15 protein-coding genes and 2 pseudogenes are annotated in these 20,365 nt (G+C 67.5%); 15 read left to right on the top strand and 2 right to left on the bottom strand.

The features are described from left to right. Nucleotides 1–177 precede the first annotated feature (177 nt). The 4 genes and pseudogenes from PV419_RS32850 to PV419_RS32835 all read left to right on the top strand — a co-directional run bounded on the left by PV419_RS32850 (nt 178) and on the right by PV419_RS32835 (nt 4,800). Entirely contained in the window at nt 178–1,179 is a 1,002-nt protein-coding gene (locus PV419_RS32850) for a PaaX family transcriptional regulator C-terminal domain-containing protein (protein WP_319695169.1), read from the top strand. Between the two features lie 476 nt (nt 1,180–1,655). After that, on the top strand, nt 1,656–2,540 hold the full coding sequence (locus PV419_RS32845; protein ID WP_319695167.1) for a chlorophyllase/cutinase-like alpha/beta fold protein: 885 nt from the start codon (nt 1,656–1,658) through the stop codon (nt 2,538–2,540). Nucleotides 2,541–2,855: 315 nt separating this feature from the next. Next, nucleotides 2,856–4,094 carry a glycoside hydrolase family 5 protein gene (locus PV419_RS32840; protein ID WP_319695166.1) on the top strand — a complete coding sequence of 413 codons (1,239 nt, stop codon included), beginning with the start codon at nt 2,856–2,858 and terminating at the stop codon, nt 4,092–4,094. A 70-nt stretch (nt 4,095–4,164) separates the two neighbouring features. Beyond that, nucleotides 4,165–4,800: pseudogene (locus tag PV419_RS32835) on the top strand (hypothetical protein). A 202-nt stretch (nt 4,801–5,002) separates the two neighbouring features. On the opposite strand, the gene PV419_RS32830 reads toward PV419_RS32835, so the two are convergent. Together PV419_RS32830 and PV419_RS32825 are read right to left on the bottom strand one after the other, a co-directional pair. After that, nucleotides 5,003–5,164 (bottom strand): hypothetical protein, encoded by a 162-nt coding sequence (locus PV419_RS32830; protein WP_319695165.1) that lies wholly within the window; start codon nt 5,162–5,164, stop codon nt 5,003–5,005. Between the two features lie 212 nt (nt 5,165–5,376). Beyond that, complete coding sequence (locus tag PV419_RS32825) at nt 5,377–7,281, bottom strand: rhamnogalacturonan lyase (RefSeq protein WP_415925425.1); 1,905 nt, start codon at nt 7,279–7,281, stop codon at nt 5,377–5,379. Nucleotides 7,282–7,908: 627 nt separating this feature from the next. Here PV419_RS32825 and PV419_RS32820 point away from each other — a divergent pair. The 11 genes and pseudogenes from PV419_RS32820 to PV419_RS32765 form a co-directional block, all read left to right on the top strand. Continuing rightward, entirely contained in the window at nt 7,909–8,967 is a 1,059-nt protein-coding gene (locus PV419_RS32820) for a glycosyl hydrolase 53 family protein (RefSeq protein WP_319695163.1), read from the top strand. Nucleotides 8,968–9,017: 50 nt separating this feature from the next. Continuing rightward, entirely contained in the window at nt 9,018–10,106 is a 1,089-nt protein-coding gene (locus PV419_RS32815; RefSeq protein ID WP_319695161.1) for a rhamnogalacturonan acetylesterase, read from the top strand. A gap of 34 nt (nt 10,107–10,140) precedes the next feature. Then, nucleotides 10,141–11,016 carry an SGNH/GDSL hydrolase family protein gene (locus tag PV419_RS32810; protein ID WP_319695160.1) on the top strand — a complete coding sequence of 292 codons (876 nt, stop codon included), beginning with the start codon at nt 10,141–10,143 and terminating at the stop codon, nt 11,014–11,016. Between the two features lie 381 nt (nt 11,017–11,397). Continuing rightward, nucleotides 11,398–12,108, top strand: coding sequence for an extracellular solute-binding protein (locus PV419_RS32805; protein ID WP_319695158.1), 711 nt, complete (start codon nt 11,398–11,400; stop codon nt 12,106–12,108). A 39-nt stretch (nt 12,109–12,147) separates the two neighbouring features. Then, complete coding sequence (locus tag PV419_RS32800) at nt 12,148–12,285, top strand: hypothetical protein (protein ID WP_319695156.1); 138 nt, start codon at nt 12,148–12,150, stop codon at nt 12,283–12,285. A gap of 116 nt (nt 12,286–12,401) precedes the next feature. Continuing rightward, entirely contained in the window at nt 12,402–13,751 is a 1,350-nt protein-coding gene (locus tag PV419_RS32795; RefSeq protein WP_319695154.1) for a right-handed parallel beta-helix repeat-containing protein, read from the top strand. Nucleotides 13,752–13,923: 172 nt separating this feature from the next. Then, nucleotides 13,924–15,951 carry a family 43 glycosylhydrolase gene (locus PV419_RS53455; protein WP_415925424.1) on the top strand — a complete coding sequence of 676 codons (2,028 nt, stop codon included), beginning with the start codon at nt 13,924–13,926 and terminating at the stop codon, nt 15,949–15,951. Between the two features lie 86 nt (nt 15,952–16,037). Then, nucleotides 16,038–17,957, top strand: coding sequence for a glycosyl hydrolase 53 family protein (locus tag PV419_RS32780; RefSeq protein ID WP_319695153.1), 1,920 nt, complete (start codon nt 16,038–16,040; stop codon nt 17,955–17,957). 360 nt (nt 17,958–18,317) lie between these two features. Further along, a complete protein-coding gene (locus PV419_RS32775; RefSeq protein WP_319695151.1) occupies nt 18,318–19,631 on the top strand; it encodes an RICIN domain-containing protein in 1,314 nt (437 codons plus the stop codon). A gap of 87 nt (nt 19,632–19,718) precedes the next feature. After that, nucleotides 19,719–20,147 (top strand): fumarylacetoacetate hydrolase family protein, encoded by a 429-nt coding sequence (locus tag PV419_RS32770; RefSeq protein WP_319695150.1) that lies wholly within the window; start codon nt 19,719–19,721, stop codon nt 20,145–20,147. Further along, a pseudogene (locus PV419_RS32765) lies at nt 20,129–20,365 on the top strand (alcohol dehydrogenase catalytic domain-containing protein); the annotation flags it as partial. The gene PV419_RS32770 and the pseudogene PV419_RS32765, both read left to right, overlap by 19 nt.

Genomic DNA, 20,365 nt, shown 5'->3' with positions numbered 1-20,365 from the left:
TGCGCCGCCAGGTCATCATCGGGCCAGGATGACGGTTCGCTGCCACCCCTCGAAGAACGCCGGTGTTGTTCACCCGGGCACTGTCCGGGCACCTTCACTTCACCGGTGCGCGGAGGTCCCGCCGGGCGGGCCGATCCCGGCGGAGCTCCACCCGACGATTTCCCAACCGTTAAAGTGGTGCCGATCCTGTCCATCGCGTCGGAGCCGACCTTGCCGAACCTGTCCCACCTCGAGGAGATCTTCTCCGACGAGGGTGACGGCGCCGCTGGCCCCATGCGGTCGCCCGGCTGGCAGAGCACTGTCTCGCCACAGGGCCTCGCGGTGACCTTGATCGCCGACTACACGTTCCCCGTCCGGTCCTGGTTGCCGTCCGCGGCGATCGTGGCGCTGCTCGGCGAGTTCCACGTGACCGCCGGCGCCGCCCGTACGACGATCAGCAGGCTGATGCGCCGTGGGGTGCTGGAGGGCAGCCGGCAAGGGCGTTACAGCTCCTACCGGCTGACGTCTCAGGCCGCCGTCGATCTGTGGAGCGGCGCCAGCTCGATCGCCACCTTCACCACTCAGCCCGACTCGTGGGACGGACGGTGGACACTGATCGCCTTCTCCGTTCCGGAACAGGAGAGCACGCGGCGGCGGGCGTTGCGCACCGCGCTGCGTTGGCGCGGGTTCGCGCCGCTGTACGACGCGCTCTGGGTGTCGCCGCACCCCCTGACCCCCAAGGGGCGGATCGAGGTGGCCGACCTGGCGCGGGGAGCAGTGACCGTGTTCCGCGCGCGGCAGGAGGAACTGGACACGGAGGTCGACCGCAACCCGGTCGAAGCGTGGGACCTGACCGGCATCGCCGAGCACTACCACGCGTTCATCAGTCGTTGGAGCGGCTTGCTTCCGCACATCAGCGCCGACGGCGTCACCGGTGCCGACGCGGTGCGCGCCCGGACCGAGGTCATGCACGCCTACCGGCACTTCCCCATCCTGGACCCGTTGCTCCCCATCGGGCTGCTGCCATCCGACTGGCCCCGGTCACGGGCGCGGGAAGTCTGCGTCGCGGTGTACGACGGGCTGCTCCAGCCCGCCCAGGACCATGTCCGCGCCGTGGTGACCCGATTCGCGGAGGGACCTCACCTCGACGTCAGGGCCCATACGATCGCCGGCATGAGTGCGGGTATCGGTCACGGCTGACAAGGCCGTCGCGAGCGTGACCGGGCGGTGTGCGGAGACGCCACACCGCGCCGCCCGCCCCTCGATCTGTCGAATGCGCGTCGAAGACAACAGAGTTGGGCGCCAATGATTGACAGACCGGTACCCGATCGGGACTCTGACTGTTGCAACCCCGATGTGGGAACGCTCCCAGAGGCGCGGCACACGACAAGTGGAAGGAGAGGCCTCCTGTGTCACGCTTCCGCAGGGGGCGGCAGGTGGTCACCGGCTCGCCGTCGCCGTGTCTCTGCCCGCAAGGCAACGCCACATCCATCACGGCCACGGTCGCTGCCACAGGCAGGACCGGAACGTCCTCCACCGTGCGTGATACGCCCACCTGACCACCCCCACGGCTACGACCCCACCACCTCGGTCAGTGCGACCGCCCCGGCATCACCGATGCCTCTTCCCGGCACCTGACCGAGCAGCGCTCCGCACCCCCCACACCAGGAGTCTTCATGACCATGCAACGGCGTAGTTTCCTGACCCTGAGCGCAGCCGGAGCCGCGGGCGTAGGTCTGTCCCTGCTCGGTACAGGGCAAGCAGGTGCCGGCGCGAGGGCCGGAGCTCCGACCCAGCGGTTCGCGGTCGGCGTGCGCCCGTATGCCTGGAGCCGCGGCAGCCGCCGGTGGACCACCTACGTCTACTACCCCGCCACCGGAGCCCCCGGTGGCGCCCCGGTCACCAACGCGCCCGTCGCCCAAGGCGTCTTCCCGGTCTGCGAGTTCATGCACGGCTTCAGCAGCAGCCCGCAGAATTCCCTGGCGATCATCCGCCCCCTGGCCGAGGCCGGCTTCGTGGTCCCCGCCCCCCACTTCGCCAACCTCAGTGGCCAGGACGTCTACAACGGCAACCAGTCCAAGGACGTTTCCGAGGTCATCACCCGGACCCTCGCCCTGAACACGGCCGGAGACCCGCTGGCCGGCCACCTCAACACAGCGGTCGGAGTCGGCGTCTCCGGCCACTCGATGGGCGGCATGACCACCCACGGCCTGCTCACGGCCTGGCCGGACGCGCGGATCACCGCCGCGATCCCCATGTCGTGTGTGGACATGGGCAACCCGAGCCCGTCGGTCCGCGCCAAGGTCCTGTTCACGCACGGCGACCGGGACGGAACGTGCCCGATCTCCTCCGCCCGTCAGGCGTACCGGGAACTGCCCGCCGCCAAGGCGTTCCTCACTTTCCGCGGCGCAGGCCACAGCAACTACTTCGGCGACTCCCGCACCGTCAACACATTCGTGGACTGGATGCGGTGGAGTCTGTACGGCGACACCGCGGCCCGCGGCCGCCTTCGCTCCGACGCCACCTCCAGCACGACCACCTGGGAATCCGCCCTGAGCTGAGGAGTGGCCACGCGCCGCCTCGGACGCGCGCATTGGCCGTGACCGCGGCGCACCCGGGCCGTCCAGGATGCGTGACCGCCCACGGCTGCGCACCAACGGGACGCCCGGCCCTCGTCACAGCACGAGCGCTTCGCTGCTCCGACCACTTCCGGACGCCTGCGAGTCAGCCGCAGCGCCCACCCCTGTGTACGTTTCCAGGCCCGTGCCTCAGAGATCACACCCCCCGAACAGCCGGGCGGCTCCGTCCGCTCGAGCTCGGGCGGAAAGGTCCACTTGGGGGTTCGACACCCTCAAGACTCCAAGAGAGGAAAGCCCATGGCTTCACTAGCAGGGAAGGTCAGAGTCATTCTCATTGCCGTCCTGTTGGCGGTTGCCGCATCTGTGTACGGCACGGCGCATCAGGCGTCGGCCGATACCGTGGCACAGTCGAGCGCTTCGCAGATCGTGGCCGACATGGGCGCGGGATGGAATCTGGGGAACCAACTCGAAGCCACCACCAACGGATACCCCAGCGAAACGGCATGGGGCCAGCCGACCGTGACGCAGGCTCTCATCGACAAGGTGAGAGCGGCAGGGTTCAAGACGATCCGGATCCCTGTCTCCTACCTGGGATACATAGGGCCCGGCCCGAATTACACAATCAACGCCACCTGGCTGAACAGAGTCCAGGAGGTCGTCAACTACGCCTACAACAGGGGCCTGCATGTGGTGATCAACATGCACGGCGACGGCTACAAGAACGTGAGCGGCTCCTGGTTGATCTGCGATTCGTCCTCCCAAACGACGATCAAGGCCAAGTACGAGAAAGCCTGGCAGCAGATCGCGAACAGGTTCAAGAACTACGACCAGCGCCTGATCCTTGAGTCCATGAACGAGGAATTCGACGGGCAGTACGGCCGTCCGACCCAACCGTGCTACTCGAACATCAACAGTTACAACCAGACCTTCGTGGACACCGTACGGAAAACGGGCGGAAACAACAGTTCGAGGTGGCTGCTCGTGGCCGGCTGGAACACGAACATCGACTACACCGCGGGGAATTACGGCTTCAAGCTTCCGTCCGACCAGTATCGCTCCCCCTCCATTCCCGCCAATGAACGGCGGATCATGATCTCCGTCCACCACTACGCTCCGTGGGACTTCGCCGGAGAGGAAAACGGCACCATCACGCAGTGGGGACGAGCAGCGACCAATCCATCGAGGAAGTCGACCTGGGGACAGGAAGACTACCTGGACGCCCAGCTCAAGACGATGCACGACGTGTTCGTCACGAAGGGGTATCCGGTGGTCGTCGGCGAATACGGCGCGATCGACAAGTCATCGTTCGATTCATCGAACAACAGGTATCGCGCGGACTTCGCACGGGCCGTCGCGGCCACCGCCAAGAAATACGGGGCGGCCAGCGTCTACTGGGACAACGGTGCAACCGGCCGGTACGGGTTCGGGCTGTTCGACCGGCGCTCCCTCACGGTGACCCAGCAAGGCATCATCAACGGCATCATGAGCGGCGTCGACGGCAGCGTTGCCGGCTCCGCCCTTCCGGCCGGCACGTAGCAGGACCCGAGTCTCGGCGACGGGTACATACCTCTGCATCCTCGTGGGCGCGCAGTTGGGCCGGGTGGCGATGCCACACGGTGTGCGACCTCTTCAACTGCGCGCCTACCAGCCGGAGAAGCTACGCTGCTCCGCGCCTGGGAGCACGTTTGGCAAACGGAGGACAGCGATGTCTTCACATGTAGCGACGGCAGTGCGCCTGGCCGAGGAGGAGCGGGACCATCTGATCCGGCCGGCCCAGCCCGACCGGAACCGCACACCGCGGTTGGCGCCCCTGCCGCAGCTACTTCAGCCCACGGCCCAGCACCTCCGCGGCACGCTTGGCGTGCCCGCCTTCTTCGTCAGCCGGCGCCGGGACATCCTCGGATGGAACCGGCTCGCCACCATTGTCTTCGGGGACTGTGCCCGACTGCCGCCCGGGGAGCGGAACGTGGCCCGGTAGATCTTCCTCTCGCCGGAAGCGTGCGATCGGTTCGCCGAACCGGCCCGCATGGCTGCGACAGTCGTCGGCGTTCTGCGGATGAATGTCGGCAAGAGCCCCGACGATGTGCAACTCTCCTCGCTGATTCGCGCGTTGTCGCTGAAGCACGCGGAGTTTCGGCGGTTGTGGGCACGGCATGAGGTGAGCTGCGCGGGACGGTCGGTGAAGTCGTGGGCATGCGGCACCCGCTGGTGGGCGAGTTCGACCTCGTACACGAGCCCCTGACGCTGCCGCTGCCCGGGTGCGCCCTCATGCGGCTGAACCCCTATCACGCAGAACCGGGCTCCCGGTCGGAGGAAGTCTTGCGGATGCCGGCCAGTTGAGAGAGAGCCGTAGGACTGAGACGTGTTTACGGCCTGGGTGACTACGCTCCGCGCCGCCCCGCTCCTCGTGAGCGTCCTCAGCGCCTTTCGATTCTCGTGGCTTGTCAGCGAGCGAGCGGCGGCTTCGCGGCCACCGGGACGGAGCCGTGGATCGGGTCGGGGACGCGAGACAAGGGCAGACCGGCGCCTGTGTTGCGGTGGGCGATGATCTCGGCGGAATTGGTACGCGGCAGGGCTCCGCTGACGGGCTCGGCGGCAAGCACCATGAGGCCAGAAGAAGGCGGCACGGGTACCCGGACTTCAGCCCGGTCCGTGCGACCGCCGCCTCCGACAGGTGCTGTACCCCCAGAACACCATCAGCGTGCCGCGTGCGCCACTGCCAGTGCTCCGTTACCCATGCCAGGTTCCACTCGTTCGACGAACACCCCTTCCCTGATGCTTGAACTCGCTCAAGCATCAGGGAAGACGGCTGTGCAGCTCAGAGGCTGTTCGGCGGCGCGACGGTGGGGCGGGGTGGCGTGGGCATGTTGCCGCCGATGAAGAAGCTGGGGTGCGGGGGCTGGTTGTAGGCGGTGTTCTGCCAGGCCAGGGCCGCGCGGTACTGGGGGTCGTGAAGGAGGGTCGTGATCCGCGTAGGGGTCTGGTACGGCGTGGAGTAGATCCGCAGGGCCGTGTTGTTGGACGTCGGCCAGATGACCTCCTCGCGCCAGTCGCCAAGGATGTCGCCGGACAAGGACGGCGTCGACTTGGTGCCGTTGTTGGAGTGGACCCCGGAGCCGGTGAGCAGGCGGGTGTCGCCGGAGGTGCCGTACTTGTCGATGTGGGTGCCGTCGAGGAGTTCGCGCGTCGTGTCGCCGTCCCACCACGCCAGGAAGTTGCTCGACCCGGGCTTACGAGTGGCGACCACAGCGCCCTTGGGGTTGCGGACGCCGCTCACGAGCGACGACCACGACTCGGCGCCCGCGCTGCCGGACCAGATGTCACCGGACACGCCCCGGCCGTTGTCACCGCCGGCCGGGGTGGACCAGAGGATCTGGCCGGTCCTCGCGTCCGCCATCCAGGAGGACGGCTTGGAGCTGTCCTCGTCGACCTTGAACTCCTCCAGACCTGGCCGGGACGGGTCGAGGTCGCCCACGTGCATCGCGTCCCCGTGGCCGTTCCGCGTCGTCCACAGGCCGTTGCCGTTGTCGTCGACGGCCATCGCGCCGTAGACGATCTCGTCCTTGCCGTCCCCGTCCACGTCCGCGACCGACAACTGGTGGTTGCCCTGGCCGGCGTAGCCGCTGTTGGCGTTGGAGTCGAAGGTCCACCGGCGGGTGAACTGTCCGTTCCGCCAGTCCCAGGCCGCGATCACCGCGCGGGTGTAGTAGCCACGAGCCATGATCACCGAGGGGCGGGAGCCGTCCAGGTAGGCCGTGCCCGCCAGGAACCGGTCCACGCGGTTGCCGTAGGAGTCCCCCCAGGACGACACCGTGCCTCGGGCTGGGACGTAGTCGACCGACTGCATCGCCCTGCCTGTCTGCCCGTTGAACATCGTCAGGTACTCGGGGCCGGACAGCACGTAGCCAGAGGAGTTGCGGTGATCGGCCGCGGAACTGCCTATGACCGCGCCGGTTCCGTCCTTCGTGCCGTCGGCGGTCTTCATGGCGACCTCGGCCTTGCCGTCACCGTCGTAGTCGTACACCTGGAACTGTGTGTAGTGCGCGCCGGAGCGGATGTTGCGGCCCAGGTCGATACGCCACAGGCGAGTGCCGTCGAGCTTGATGCCGTCGACGATCGTGTTGCCCGTGTAGCCGGACTGGGAGTTGTCCTTGGCGTTCGTCGGCTGCCACTTCAGAACGATGTCCAGGGCGCCGTCGCCGTCGAGGTCCCCGACGGAGGCGTCGTTGGCCTCGTAGGTGTACGGCGAGTTGCCCGGTGAAGTGCCCCCGGGCGGCGGGGAGATCGGCACGTCCTTGTACCCGTTGCGGAACTGGAGCGCGTGCTCGGACGGCGCCTGCTCGATGCCGTTCACCACCGCGCGCACCGTGTAGTCGGCCGAGTCCGGGGCACTGGCGTCCAAGTAGTTCGTCGAGGTGGTCAGGGGCGAGGAATTGAGCCTGGTGCCGCCACGGTAGACGTTGAAGGCCACATCGTTCGGGTCAGTGGCCAGCCACCGCCACGACACCAGGTTCCCGCTGCCGGTGTGGACGCTGGTCAGGCCCCGATCCAGGCGTTCCACCTGCCGCGCGGTCGCGGCGTGCGCGGTCTGCGGCAGTCCGGTGAGTGCGGAGAGGGCCAGTGCGGTGGCGGCCGTCAAACCGCCGAACAGCCGGTTGCCTGACCGGCGTTGAAATCGCGATGGGCGTGCTGCGGTGCGCGGATGCCGGTGCGGGTCGGTCACTATGACCTCCAATGTGGGGGTGGCATGAAGATCGCGGAGACGGCGGTCTGACCACACATGTGGGAACGCTCCCATTCGCTGCGAGGGTAGAAATTCACTGATAGCCCGTCAAGCATTCTGTTGGCCTTTTTTGTTCGAGCGTGTTCGGATGCGAGCCAGCGAGATGTCCCGTGCGCGACCTCGTCCCCGTCGCTGCACTCCTGCTAAAAGGGCACTTGAACTGGGCAGACTCCCGCCGTTTCAGACAGCTCACGGCCGAGGCGCGGCGAGTCCCCGTCCACAGGATCGCACTGCGCCTTCCCTGGATTGGCGAGCAATGGTTGACAGCTTCGTGTCCGATCGAGAAGCTGCGTGCTGCACCTCAAGTTCGTTGTGACGCGATTGCGCACTTCCGTTCGCAACACGCCTGTGATCGCTCACAGATCCGACCGGTAGGAGCGTCCCTGGCACGCCCAGGCCGCCCCCTTCGACACCCGCCACTCATCAGCACTCCTGCCGTAGTTGACTCCACGAGTCCGAGGGTCAGTTGCTCCACCCATTCGCCCTGCTCCCCCCATCTCCTTCTCACCGCCCCCTCTCCGCCGACCGCGACGGCCCACTCGCGGCCAACGGAAGGAAGGACCGACCATGTCCCTGCAACCCCCCACACCAGCTGCCGGGCGCATCAGCCGGCGAACCCTGCTCAAGGCCACCACCGCCACCGCCGGGGCGCTCGCCACCGCCGCCGCGCTCGCCGAACTCGAGACGCCTGCCGAGGCCGCGGCGAGCTTCGTCAAGGGCGTCGACATCAGCTGGGCACCTCAGATGGAGGCGCGCGGCTACTCCTGGAAGAACGCCGGCGGGCAGACCGAGGACCTGCTGACCATCCTCAAGGGGTACGGCATCACCGCCGTCCGGCTGCGCACGTTCGTCAATCCGTCCAGCAGTGCGACCGACGGGCATTGCAGCATCAACGAGGTGGCCGCCTTCGCCAAGCGGGTCAAGGCCGCCGGGATGTCGATCATGCTCGACTACATGTTCGGCGACACCTGGAACTCCGTCGGCGTGCAGAACCCGCCCGCGGCCTGGCGGAACATGAGCTACAGCCAGATGCGCACCGCGCTGAGCACGTACGTGAACCAGACCATGACGGTCATGAGGAACAACGACGTGCTCCCCACCTGGGTGCAGATCGGCAACGAGATCAACAGCGGGATCTGCCGCCCCGTCGGCAGCGTCTCCAGCCCGGCCCAGATGACCGGGCTGCTCAACGCGGCGTACACGCAGGTGAAGGCGGTGTCACCGAACTCGACGGTGTGCATCCACCTGGCCCAGCCGCAGAAGTACGACGTCATGACGACGTTCTTCAGCCGCTTCGCCGCGAACGGCGGCAAGTGGGACATGTCGGTGTTCTCCTCCTACGGCAGCGCCGACCTCGCCCCCGGCATCGTCGCGAACATGAAGAGGATCTCCGACGCCTACGGCAAACCGTTCCTGCAGAGCGAGTTCGGCGGTCGGGTGGACCGGGCCTCCTCCACCCAGGCCTCACTGGTCGCCTACATCAAGGCGCTGAAGGCCAACGGAGGGCAGGGCCTCTTCTACTGGGAACCGGAATGTATGTCCCCGTTCACCGGCTACAACATGGGCGCCTGGGACTCCTCCACCAAGCGGCCCACGGCGATCATGAACGGCTTCACCCAGGCCTGAGCGACGGGCCATGGACCTCAACCCGGGCAACTCTCCGGCCAAGGACTGGGATGGTGATTGTAATGGGCATAACATTGAGCCTAGAAGGGCACGGGGTCAGGCTGGGAGCAGTGGGTCTGCTGACCCTTGCGACGCTGGTCGGCACCGGTGCGGCGCATGCCGATGCCGCCACGCGGGCACTGCCGGCCGGTTGTTCCGGCACTGCGCCGATCAAGTGTCACTACGCGGTCTCACCCGGCAACTACGACGTGACGGTCTCCGTCGGTGGTGCCACTGCCGCCGAGACCGACGTGTGGGTGGAGGCCCGGCGCCTGATGCTTCCGGCGACGAAGACGGCGGCCGGTGCCGCCGCCACGTACTCGTTCACGGTCAACGTACGGCAGCCGGAAGGGCAGCCGACTGGCCAGGGCGGCACCGGAAACCCCGGTCTGGACATCCGGTTCGCGGGGACCAACCCGCAGGTGTCGGCCGTCTCCGTGAAACCGGCGGCCCAGCCGCTGGTCGCCTACCTGGCCGGTGACTCGACCGTGTGCGACCAGCCGGCTGCCCCGTACACCGGATGGGGCCAGATGATCACGCCGGCGGTGGGTTCCGGAGCGTCTGTCGCCAACTATGCGGACTCGGGAGAGAGTTCGGGCAGCTTCCTGAGGAACTCGGCGCTCTTCCCGGCGCTGCTGCCGAAGGTCAAGGCAAACGACGCGGTCTTCATCCAGTTCGGCCACAACGACAAGCAGACCAGCGCGTCAGCCTTCCGGAGCAACCTCACCTCCATGATCACGCAGGTCCGTGCGAAGGGCGGCGTCCCCGTTCTGGTGACGCCGCCGGTCCGCCGGCTGTTCGACGGCAGCCGGCTCACGTCAACGGCCCTGCACGTCAACGGCGTCGGCGTGAACCTGCCCGCCGAGATGCGCTCGGTCGGGACGGCCCAGAGGGTTCCGGTGATCGACCTGACCGCCAAGAGCAAGGCGCTCGTCGAGTCCCTCGGCCCTTCCGCCTCCGCACAGCTCTTCCTGCGCTCATCCGTCGATGGTGTCACGGACAACACCCATTTCTCGCAGTACGGCGCGAGCCAGATGGGCGGGCTGGTGCTCCAGAGCATCCGCGAGCAGCGCCTGCCCCTGGCCGCGTACCTGCGCTGACCGACGCCCGGCGCCAGTCCCAAGGAGGGACCCGTTGAGGAACTTACGGATTCTCATCACGACCGCGCTCGTGATCACCTTGTCGAGCCTCGGTGTCAGCGCCGCATCCGCGGCGGACCGCGTCGCCACGAACTGCACCAGCGCCTCCCACGCCCAGGCCCAGGCCCCGGCCGCACGGGCGGTCGCCGCGCCGGTCACCGTGTGGCTGGCCGGCGACTCCACCATGGCCAACCCGAGTTCCGGCCGTTGTCCGGTCGGCTGGGGCAGCCAGTTCGACGCCCTGTTCACCAGCGACGTGACCGTCAAGAACCAGGCCGTGGGAGGCCGCTCCATCCAGACCTGGCTGTACGAGGGGAACGTGAGCAGCACCAAGGGCTCGGACGGCGAGTGCCGCCTCACGTCGAATACGTACTCGTCCCGCTGGCAGGCGATGCTGAACTCGAGCACCGGAATGAAGGCCGGTGACTACCTGTTCATCCAGTTCGGCATCAACGACTCCTCCTCGACGTGCCCCCGGCACGTCGGCCCGGCCCGGTACCAACAGCTGATGACCATGATGGCGCAGGCCGCCCTGGCCCGGGGCGCGCACCCGGTGCTGCTCACCCCGGTGGCCGCCATCACCTGCTCCGGCGGCACAGCGACCAAGAACCGCGGCTTCGTGGGCGAGACCTTCGCCGCCGGATCCGCCACCAGGGCGCCGGTCATCGACCTGCAGACGCTGAGTGTCTCGCTCTACAACAGTCTGCGCTTCTGCCCGAACAACGGCGACTACGGAGGCAGCGGTCCCCTGGGCACCTTCTTCTGCAACGACCACACCCACTTCGACACCTACGGTGCCCAGCGGGTCGCAGGGCTCGTCGCCGGTGACGTGCGCCGCCAGAACCTCCCGCTCGCCGCGTATCTCACGTAGCACGCGGCGGTGGGCACGAACCGGGGCCGCTCGGTTCGCGGGTGGCCTCAATGACGGCGGTGCCGCAGACCGACGTCGCAGTCGTCCCTACCTTTCGGTGGCGTGCAGAAGCGGCTTGGCTCCGACCGGGCCGCGGCGTGCGACGAAGGCGGAGGCCGGGGCGAGGGTACGACCGGCGAGGCAATCCCCGCATCAGTGGTGACAGGAGGCCTCTCCATGGGTGAGTCACGGCTGGTCGGCTCGACAGTTGCGGTGGCTCCGGACCGGCGTGCGAGTTGGCGCCCTCGGCGCCCAACCAGACCAACGTTCGCGATGTCTGTTCCGCCACCGCCCGAGAGATCAGGGGGTGGGCCGCTCGCCCGGAAGGTGGTGCACGCGTCCATGGCAGTGTCACGAAGACGGTTGCTGGCGCTGGGCGCCGGAGCGGCCGCCAGACTCAGCCGCACCGACGTCGGCGGCCATGTCAACACCAAGGTGCGTACCGCGCTCGCCGGCAAGTCCCTGGTGCCGGACATCATCGCAATCAACTCCGACGTGGCCACCTACTTCCCCAACCAGGACGTGTTCGTCAACCTCAACTACTCCGGCGCGGCCGAGCTGAAGAGCCGGTGCCTGGACTGGAAGTCAAACGAGTGCGTCACGCCCGAGGGCCGGATGATCGCGTTCCCCATGGACACCGGCCCCACCGGGCTGTTCTACCGCGCCGACCTGCTTCAGGAAGCCGGGATCACCACCGACCCGAAGGAGCTCGCCGCCCGGGCCCCGGACTGGGACGGCTTCATCGCCCTGGGCAAGGAACTGCGGAAGTCCCAGGAGCGCGCGGTGGTCTGCCTCAACATCCGCCACGTCTGGAGCATCCGGCGGGGTCGGCTGGGCACCAAGTTCATGACCCGGGGCGGCCGGTACGTTGCCGGAGCCGCCGGCTGGTCGGCCACCTGTCACGTGCCCTCAGTCTTCGGCACGGCCGACTCCGGGAAGGCGAGGCCCCACCGCACCGCGCCGACCTGCTGGCGGCCGCTGGTGATCACTCCGTACAAGTCGGGGGAGCCCTCCGGGGCGCCGGCCGACAGGCCGTCCCTGCCGATCCGGTAGGCCAGTTCGGATGCCTCGCGCAGTTCGTCTCTGTCGCCGATGAACGGCGTCTGCACCACCGACCAGTCGATGGTCATCGCCGGAGCGCTCATGTCAGTCATCCCACTGATCGGGGTCTTCCTGATCGGCTCGCGCCACTTCATCGCCAACCTGGCCGCCGGCGCCATGAAGTTCTGAAGAGACACGCGCGTGGTCCCGCCCTTCGAAAAGCAGCTTTCGCCTGCGCTGAGTACTTCAGGCCGGCACGAGCCCTACCGCCGCACGGGAAATCACCTGACTCGGGAGATGACGCTGTGAGAACTGCGAGGTTCGGCACCCCTGCCCTCCTGCTCTCGGTGGTCACGGCGAGTTCCGTCGCCATGACCCCCGGCTCGGCCTCCGCGAGCGCCGCGGCGGCCGGAAGCACGTACTACGTCGCCCCGAACGGGAACGACGGAGCAGCAGGTACGCAGGCCGCTCCGTGGGCATCGATCGCCCGTGCACAGGCCGTCGCCAAGGCGGGCGACACGGTCTACTTCCGGGGCGGCACCTACGCCTACGCCCTTGCGAACAGCGCCTGTTCGAGCCCGACCGCCAAGGTCGACGCGATCACCCTCAACAAGAGCGGCAGCTTGGGCAACCCGATCCGGTACTGGGCCCAACCGGGCGAGAAACCGGTATTCGACTTCTCACGGATGACGGACAACTGCCGCATCAAGGGCTTCAACGTCACCGGCAGCTGGATCCACCTCAAAGGACTGGAAGTCAAGGGCGTTCCCCAGAACAACAACCGCAACGCCGAGGCCTGGGGGATCTGGGTTTCCGGCAGCAACGACGTCTTCGAGCAGATCAACACCCACCACCACATGGGTACCGGCCTGTTCATCAGCGGCGGGTCCGGCAACCTCGTCCTCAACTCGGACGCGCATGACAACTACGACCTGCACAGCAACGACGGGCCCGGCGAGAATGCCGACGGGTTCGGTTCGCACTACACGCCGGCCGGCCGCCCCGCGAACGTGTTCCGGGGTTGCCGATCGTGGTGGAACGCCGATGACGGGTTCGATCTCATCTCCACCTACTCTCCCGTGATCATCGAGAACTCGTGGGCCTGGCGCAACGGGTACGTGCCAGGGACGACGACGCCCTCCGGCAACGGAGCCGGCTTCAAGTCCGGCGGCTACGGGGGCGACTACCAGGCCAACGCGCCGAAGCACACCGTCCGCTCCTCGGTGGCTTTCCTCAACAAGGCGGCCGGCTTCTACGCCAACCACCACCCGGTGGCCAACGACTTCTTCAACAACACCGGCTACGGAAACCACCCCAACTTCAACATGCTGGGAATCGACGCGCGCGGCGCCGCCGTGGGCCGGGGCAACCTGCGCAACAACATCGCCTACACCGGAACGGCGACATCGAACATGAGCGGCACGAACGCCGCGTACAACTCCTGGAACCTCGGCGTCCCCCTGTCGGACTCCCAGTTCCACAGTGTGTCGACGTCCGGCTGGGACGCGCCCCGCCAGACCGACGGGGCCCTGCCCGTGCTGCCCCACCTCCGTCTCGCGGCGAACAGTGCCCTGATCGACAAGGGCACCGACGTGGGACTGCCCTTCAGCGGAAGTGCGCCGGATCTCGGCGCCTTTGAGAATGACGGAAGGTGACCTCTTGAGGCAAAGATCGCGTGTCGTCTCCAAGTACTGGAAGTTGGCCGCCGCCACCCTGTTGTCCTTAGTGTTAGCGGCGCCGCTCTCGGCGAGCACCGCCGCGGCGGAGACACCCGCAACGCAGAGACAGGCAACGGAGCTCCAAGACCAGGGGGCGGCTGCTGGACCGGTGGCAGATCGCGGCCTCAAGTACCTGGTATCCGACTACCAGACGCGCACTCCGACGAAGTACACGGCTGACTCCTGGAAGCCCTTTGCCAAGGCGTTGACCGCCGCGGCCGAGGTCGCCGGCGACACTTCGGCCACCACGTCGGACGTCGCCGACGCGAAGACGGCGCTGATGACCGCCGCCGCCGATCTGAAGGCCGCTGACGAGGGCACGTTCCAGACCATCACGAACGACACCTTCTGGAACGACACCAGCGGCAACCCCATTTATTCGCAGGGCGGTGGGGTCTTCAAGTTCGGTGACACCTACTACTGGTACGGCGTGCACTACACCGGCGCCGAGCTCTACCGGGCCAATCCGACGAGGAAGTACGACGGGAACGTCAGCTTCGTCTCGATCCCCGTGTACTCGTCCAAGGACCTGGTGAACTGGAAGTTCGAGAACAACGTCGCGACGCGCTCGACCGCGATCAACAACGGCGCCACCCTCGGTCAGGCAGGGTGGGTCGGGCGCCTCGGGGTCTCGTACAACGAGAACACCGGCAAGTACGTGCTCGCCACCCAGGCCTACGTCGGAGGCGGGCACGGGGTCCTGTTCCTCCAGGGTGACTCACCCACCGACACCTTCAACTACGGCTACTTCCAGACCCAGATCACCAACTCGCCCACGACCGGCACCGGAGATCAGACCGTCTTCACCGACGACAACGGCAAGGACTACCTGATCTTCTCCAACCGGGAAGGCCGCGGTCGCGCCTTCGTCAGCAAGCTCAGGGAGTCCGACTCGCTGCGGGCGGAGCCCGGCGTGCAGATCGGCCAGAACTCCTCCGGCCGCGAGGGCAACGCCATGTTCAAACTCGACGGCAAGTACTATCACGCGGCGTCGGACCTGCACGGCTGGAACAGTTCGGTCGCGCACGTCCTGGAGTCGACCAGCAGCAACATCCAGGGTGCCTACACCAGCGAGTACACACTTGCCGGCACAGAGATGGACTACAGCCACGTGACCCAGACCGGGTTCTTCGTGACGGTCAAGGGCACCAAGCAGAACACGGTGATCTTCGCCGGCGACCGCTGGGCCGACTTCGCCTGGAACGGCATCGGGTACAACCAATGGATGCCGGTGACCAAGACCGGCGCGAGGCCACAGTTCCACTCGGTGAGCCAGTGGCAGTTCAACGCCACGACCGGAGAGTGGCGTGTCGGGCCGGCGAACAACTACATCCTCAACCCCGACATCCAGGCCGACCGCATCATCGTCTCCAGTGTTCGGGGATGGCGGAACCTCAGCGGTTCGGTGACCAACGTCAACGGTGGTGTGAACGGGTCTCGCTTCGCCCTCCAGGTGAGCAACAGCGGCGGCGTCGAGCAGCGGATCGAGTCGGTGCCCGCAGGCACCTACACCCTGTCCCTGCACGCTCGGGGTAGCGCCGGACAGGTCGTGATCACCGGCGCCAACGGCAGCCAACGCACCCTCGGCATCCCGTCGTCGAGCGGCTGGGCCAAACGCGAGCTCATCGGCTTCGAACTGCCCGGCGGGGCCGCCACCGTCACCGTGCGGGCGTCGGGTTCGGGCGGCGTCACCGTCGACCAACTCTCACTCGTCAAGACCTCGGCCGGCACACCAGCACCTCCGGGGCGTTACGAGGCAGAGACCGCTCCGGCGCAGTGCCGGGGCACGATCGACTCCAATCAAGCCGGCTATTCCGGCAGCGGGTTCTGCAACGGCGACCCCGCTGTCGGGGCCTTCGCGGAGTTCACCGTGAACTCCGAGACCGCCCGTACGGCGACGCTGGGGATCCGGTTCGCCAATGGCGCCACCACCGGTGCGAGGCCCGCGAACCTCGTCATCAACGGAGCCACGACAGGGGCGCTTTCGTTCGAGTCCACCGGTGCGTGGACGACGTGGACGACCAAGACCGTGACGGTCCCGTTGAACGCCGGCAGCAACACCATCCGGCTGGATCCGACCACGGCAACCGGACTGCCCAACGTCGACTACCTCGACGTCGGAGCCGCGGCCGGCTGACATTCCCGTGCTCCGCCGTCTTCTCGGCCGGCGGAGCGTACGGAACAGCCCATGCCGCACGTACATCACCTCGTCAGGAGAAGGACATGAGCAGCAAGCGTCTGCCCCGCGCCATCGCGGTCACGACGACGTTGGTCACCATGGTGTCCGCGAATCTACTCATGGTGCCCACCCCGGCCCACGCGACCTTCGGAACCGCGGACATCAAGCCGATCGAAAGCAATATCGCTGCCAAGCCCTGGGCCGCGGCGACGGCCGCCGCCGGCTCGTCGAACGCCCGTCTGGCCATCGACGGCGACCCGACGACGTCCTGGCAACCCAGTCGTGCCGGCGCCCGTCAGTGGCTCACCGTCGACCTCGGTGGAACTTACGACAACCTGCGCAAGGTCAAGGTGCTCTTCCCGGACCGTGGCGTGGCCCACCGGTACGTCGTCGAGGCCTCATCCGACGGTCGCCGGTGGAAGACCATCGCCGACAGGTCCCACAACCGAACCGTGTCGCGAGGGGAAGTGCACCTGTTCACCCGGCCGGCAACACGCTTCGTCCGGCTGACCTTCACAGGTGGGCCGGGCCGGCCCCGGGCAGGTGTCAGCGAGCTCCAGGTCTTCAACTACCTGCGCGACGACCTTACCCTCGGCGCCGATCTGTCCTGGATGGACGACGTCCAGGACCGGCAATACTGGGTCGACCCCCTGGCCGAGAACCGCGGCGCCGGGCCACACCTGCTCGACGTGGCCAAGGACCGTGGCATCGAGTACAGCCGGCTGCGGATATTCAACGAGCCGCGCAGCGAGAGCACCGGTCAACCGACGCCGATACCGCGCCAGGGCCCGGAGCGCTCACTGGCCTCAGCCAAGTGGATCAAGCAGCGGGGCATGGGCCTGGGGATCGACTTCCACTACGCGGACTCGTGGGCGGACCCGAGCAAGCAACCAAAACCACGCGCCTGGGCCGAGCTGGAGTTCGCGGACCTGTCCCAGACCGTGTACGACTTCACCGCCGACTATCTGAAGCGGTTGATCCGGCAGGGCACCACGCCGGAGAAGGTGGCCGTCGGCAACGAGATCATCAATGGCTTCATGTACGGCAGCGAGGCGGCCCACATCGGCACGACGAATCCGCCGTATTTCGTCGACCAGGCCGATGTTTACCAGTCCAAGCCCGGCGGTGGCCTGCTGTGGAAGTACTGGCGGTCAACCGACCCGGTGGAGCAGCAGCTCTACGACCAGTCGTGGGACCGGTTCACCACACTGGCCGCGGCCGGGATCAAAGCCGTCCGCGACGCGTCACCGACATCCAAGGTCGAGATACACGTGGTCGTCGACAAGGACAAGCTCGACAAAACCATGGAGTTCTGGCACCAGTTCCTCACACGGGTGAAGGCAAAGGGCCAGAACCCTGATGTGCTGGCCATCTCGTACTACCCGGAATGGCACGGTACGCCCGAGACGCTGGATCTCAACCTGAACACCATGGCCACCACGTACCCCGGCTACGAAATCGACATCGCCGAAACCGCCTACCCGGCGTCGGGCGGCGACGGCTCGCCGTTGCCCAACTCACCGTACCCGCGAACCGTTCAGGGGCAGGCGGACGCGATCCGGAGGGTGTTCCAGGCCGCCAACGACGTGGTCGACAACCGAGGTTCAGCGGCACTGGTGTGGGAGCCGGCCGGCTACCAGCCGATGTTCCGGGCCGTGCCCGGACTGGCGAACACATGGGAGCCGCACGCGTCCGTCAACGTCTTCAACGCCAGCCGCGCCAAGCACATCCTCCAGGACACCGTCTACACCGGCACCGTGGTGAGGGCCGCTCCGCAGCTGCCCTCCTCCATCCGCATGCTCACCACCGCCAACAACAAGATCACCACTGTCCCCGTCCGCTGGCAGCCGTTGCCGCCTGGCGCGACCGACAGGCCGGGTGAGGTGACAGTCACCGGGACGACCGCCACAGGACCGGTCACGGCGGTCATCGACGTCGTGCCCAGACACGGCGACACGACGTGACCATCTCATAGCCTGCGTCACCGACGTCGCACCGCCAAGACCACGACGGCACCGGCGACATCATCACCGCTGCACAGCAGTGCTCCGTTCACTCGGTGGCCGACAGCAACAACTGCGGCAGCCCCCTGGGAGAACCAGGCCGTGTTCGACCGGAACGGCCACACTCGCCCCGACATCCGGTGCTCCCGACCAACCGCACGCCGCTCCTGCCGCCCCACCCGGGTGGCAGGAGCACCCACACCCGCTGTCGCGCCGCGCGCCCCGTCGACCTGTCGGCCTCTGCCGCCGACGGGACGCACCCGGTAACGGGACCAGCCGAACGCCAAACCTTCCACCCATCCCCGCACCCAAGGAGTCACCATGACCTTGCGACGACGGACCTTCCTCAGGATGAGCGCGGCCGGAGCGACGGGCGTGGGCCTGTCCCTGCTAGGGGCAGGACAGGCACCGGCCGCCGCCGGGCCACTGGACACCGCGCCGACCACGCCGTTCGCGGTCGGCGTGCGCCGGTACAACTGGACCCGCGGCAGCCGCCCGTGCACCACCTACGTCTACTACCCGGCCACCGGCACCGCCGGCGGCAGCCCGGTGACGGACGCCCCGGTCGCAGGCGGGCTCTTCCCCGTCTACAACTTCACCCACGGTTACGGAAGCAGCCCGCAGAACTCCCTGTTCATCATCCGGGCCCTGGCCTCGGCGGGCTTCGTCGTCCCCGCCCCGCACTTCAACCACAACTTCAGCGACGTCAACAACGGCAACACCTCCAAGGACGTCTCGCAGGTCCTCACCAACACCCTCGCGCTCAACGCGAGCGGACCGCTGGCCGGGCACATCAACACCGGCATCGGCGTCGGCGTCTCGGGCCACTCCCTGGGCGGCATGGTCACCCACGGTCTGCTGACCTCCTGGCCCGACAGCCGGATCATCTCCGCCAACCCGCAGTCCTGCGTGGACATGGGCAACCCGTCCAGCTCGGTCTCCGCCAAGGTCCTGTTCGTGCACGGCGACCGGGACTCGACCACGTCGTACTCCTCGGCCCGGCAGGCGTACACGGAGATCACCTGGCCCAAGGCGTTCCTCACCTTCGTCGGCGGCAGCCACACCAGCTTCTGGAGCGACCAGCGCTTCCCGAGGACCGTCGTCGACTGGGCCCGCTGGACCATGTACGGCGACACCGCCGCACGGGACCGCCTCCCGGCTGACGCGTCCGGGTCCAACACCAGGTGGGAAGCCCAGTTGGGCGACTCCCCCGGCGGCCCGGGCCTCTACACCCTGCTGGCCCAGCAGAGCGGCAAGGCCGCCGAGATCAACGGGGCCTCCACCGCCGCCGGCGCACAACTCCTCCAGCGGACCACCAACAGTCGCCCCAACCAGCAATTCGAGTTCGTCGACTCCGGCGACGGCCACGTCCGCGTCAAGGCACTGCACAGTGGCCTGTTCCTCCAGCCCACGGGCACCGCGACCGGCGCGGATATCGTCCAGCAGGCCGACACCAGCGCCACCAGCCAGCAGTGGCGCGTGGTCGATCACGGTGGTGGCGTGATCAGCCTCGTCAACCGGGAGTCCGGCCTGGCGATGGATGTCTGGGAGTACTCGACCGCCGACGGCGCCCGCATCGCCCAGTACACCTACAGCGGCAACCCCAACCAGCGCTTCACCCGCCGCCGCGTCTGACCGGAACGTGTCGGGGCACCGCTCGGGCAACAGGGCGGGCGGTGTCCCGACATGGCGCCGATGGTCCTTCGCGACTGACCAAGGGGTGTGCAGCCTTCACGCCCGCCGCCCGAGCGTGCGCAGGAATACGTCCTTGGCCCACTGTCCGCCGCGTTACAGCTGGAAGGCACCTTCGACCCTGCCGGACCCTGGCTGGCCACCACCGACGAGATCGACGACGTCCTCGCGCTCGGCATGTGGCTGGACGTCAACGGTGTCCGCCGTCAGACCGGCAACACCAAGACGATGATCTTCGACCCGTACTTCATCGTGCACTACCTGAGCCAGTTCCTCGTCCTGGAACCCGGCGACCTGATCAACACGGGCACCCCACCCGGCGTCGGTATGAGCTTGACCCCGTCGGTGTGGCTGCGGCCAGGTGACGTGATGGAACTGGGTATCAAGTATCTCGGCACGCAGCGTCAGCGCGTGCTCGGGCCACAGCGAGCACCCGCCCCATGCGCGCCTTCGTGCTGACTGCCCCTGGGGAATACGGGGTGCAGCAGGTCCCTGCACCGGTGGCCGCCCCCGGCGAACCAGTCGTCTCGGCATGTGCGGCACCGACGTGGAGTTCTTCACCGGCGAGATGGCCTACCTCCACCAAGGGCACTCCGCCTTCCCGATGAGGCTGGGCCACGAGTGGACCGGTCGCGTGGCGGCGGTCGGCGCCGGGGTCGACCCCGCGTGGGTGGGCC

The organism is Streptomyces sp. ME19-01-6 (assembly GCF_033793745.1).
Lineage (GTDB): Bacteria > Actinomycetota > Actinomycetes > Streptomycetales > Streptomycetaceae > Streptomyces.
Note: the sequence above shows the minus strand (reverse complement) of the source record. Positions and strands in the feature narration are given on the sequence as shown.

Excerpts from the sequence above, each read along its gene's own strand:
- PV419_RS32845 (WP_319695167.1), top strand. The coding sequence starts at position 1,656 with ATGACCATGCAACGGCGTAGTTTCCTGACCCTGAGCGCAGCCGGAGCC.
- PV419_RS32840 (WP_319695166.1), top strand. The coding sequence starts at position 2,856 with ATGGCTTCACTAGCAGGGAAGGTCAGAGTCATTCTCATTGCCGTCCTG.
- PV419_RS32830 (WP_319695165.1), bottom strand. The coding sequence starts at position 5,164 with ATGGTGCTTGCCGCCGAGCCCGTCAGCGGAGCCCTGCCGCGTACCAAT.
- PV419_RS32820 (WP_319695163.1), top strand. The coding sequence starts at position 7,909 with ATGTCCCTGCAACCCCCCACACCAGCTGCCGGGCGCATCAGCCGGCGA.
- PV419_RS32815 (WP_319695161.1), top strand. The coding sequence starts at position 9,018 with ATGGTGATTGTAATGGGCATAACATTGAGCCTAGAAGGGCACGGGGTC.
- PV419_RS32805 (WP_319695158.1), top strand. The coding sequence starts at position 11,398 with ATGGCAGTGTCACGAAGACGGTTGCTGGCGCTGGGCGCCGGAGCGGCC.
- PV419_RS32800 (WP_319695156.1), top strand. The coding sequence starts at position 12,148 with ATGAACGGCGTCTGCACCACCGACCAGTCGATGGTCATCGCCGGAGCG.
- PV419_RS32780 (WP_319695153.1), top strand. The coding sequence starts at position 16,038 with ATGAGCAGCAAGCGTCTGCCCCGCGCCATCGCGGTCACGACGACGTTG.
- PV419_RS32775 (WP_319695151.1), top strand. The coding sequence starts at position 18,318 with ATGACCTTGCGACGACGGACCTTCCTCAGGATGAGCGCGGCCGGAGCG.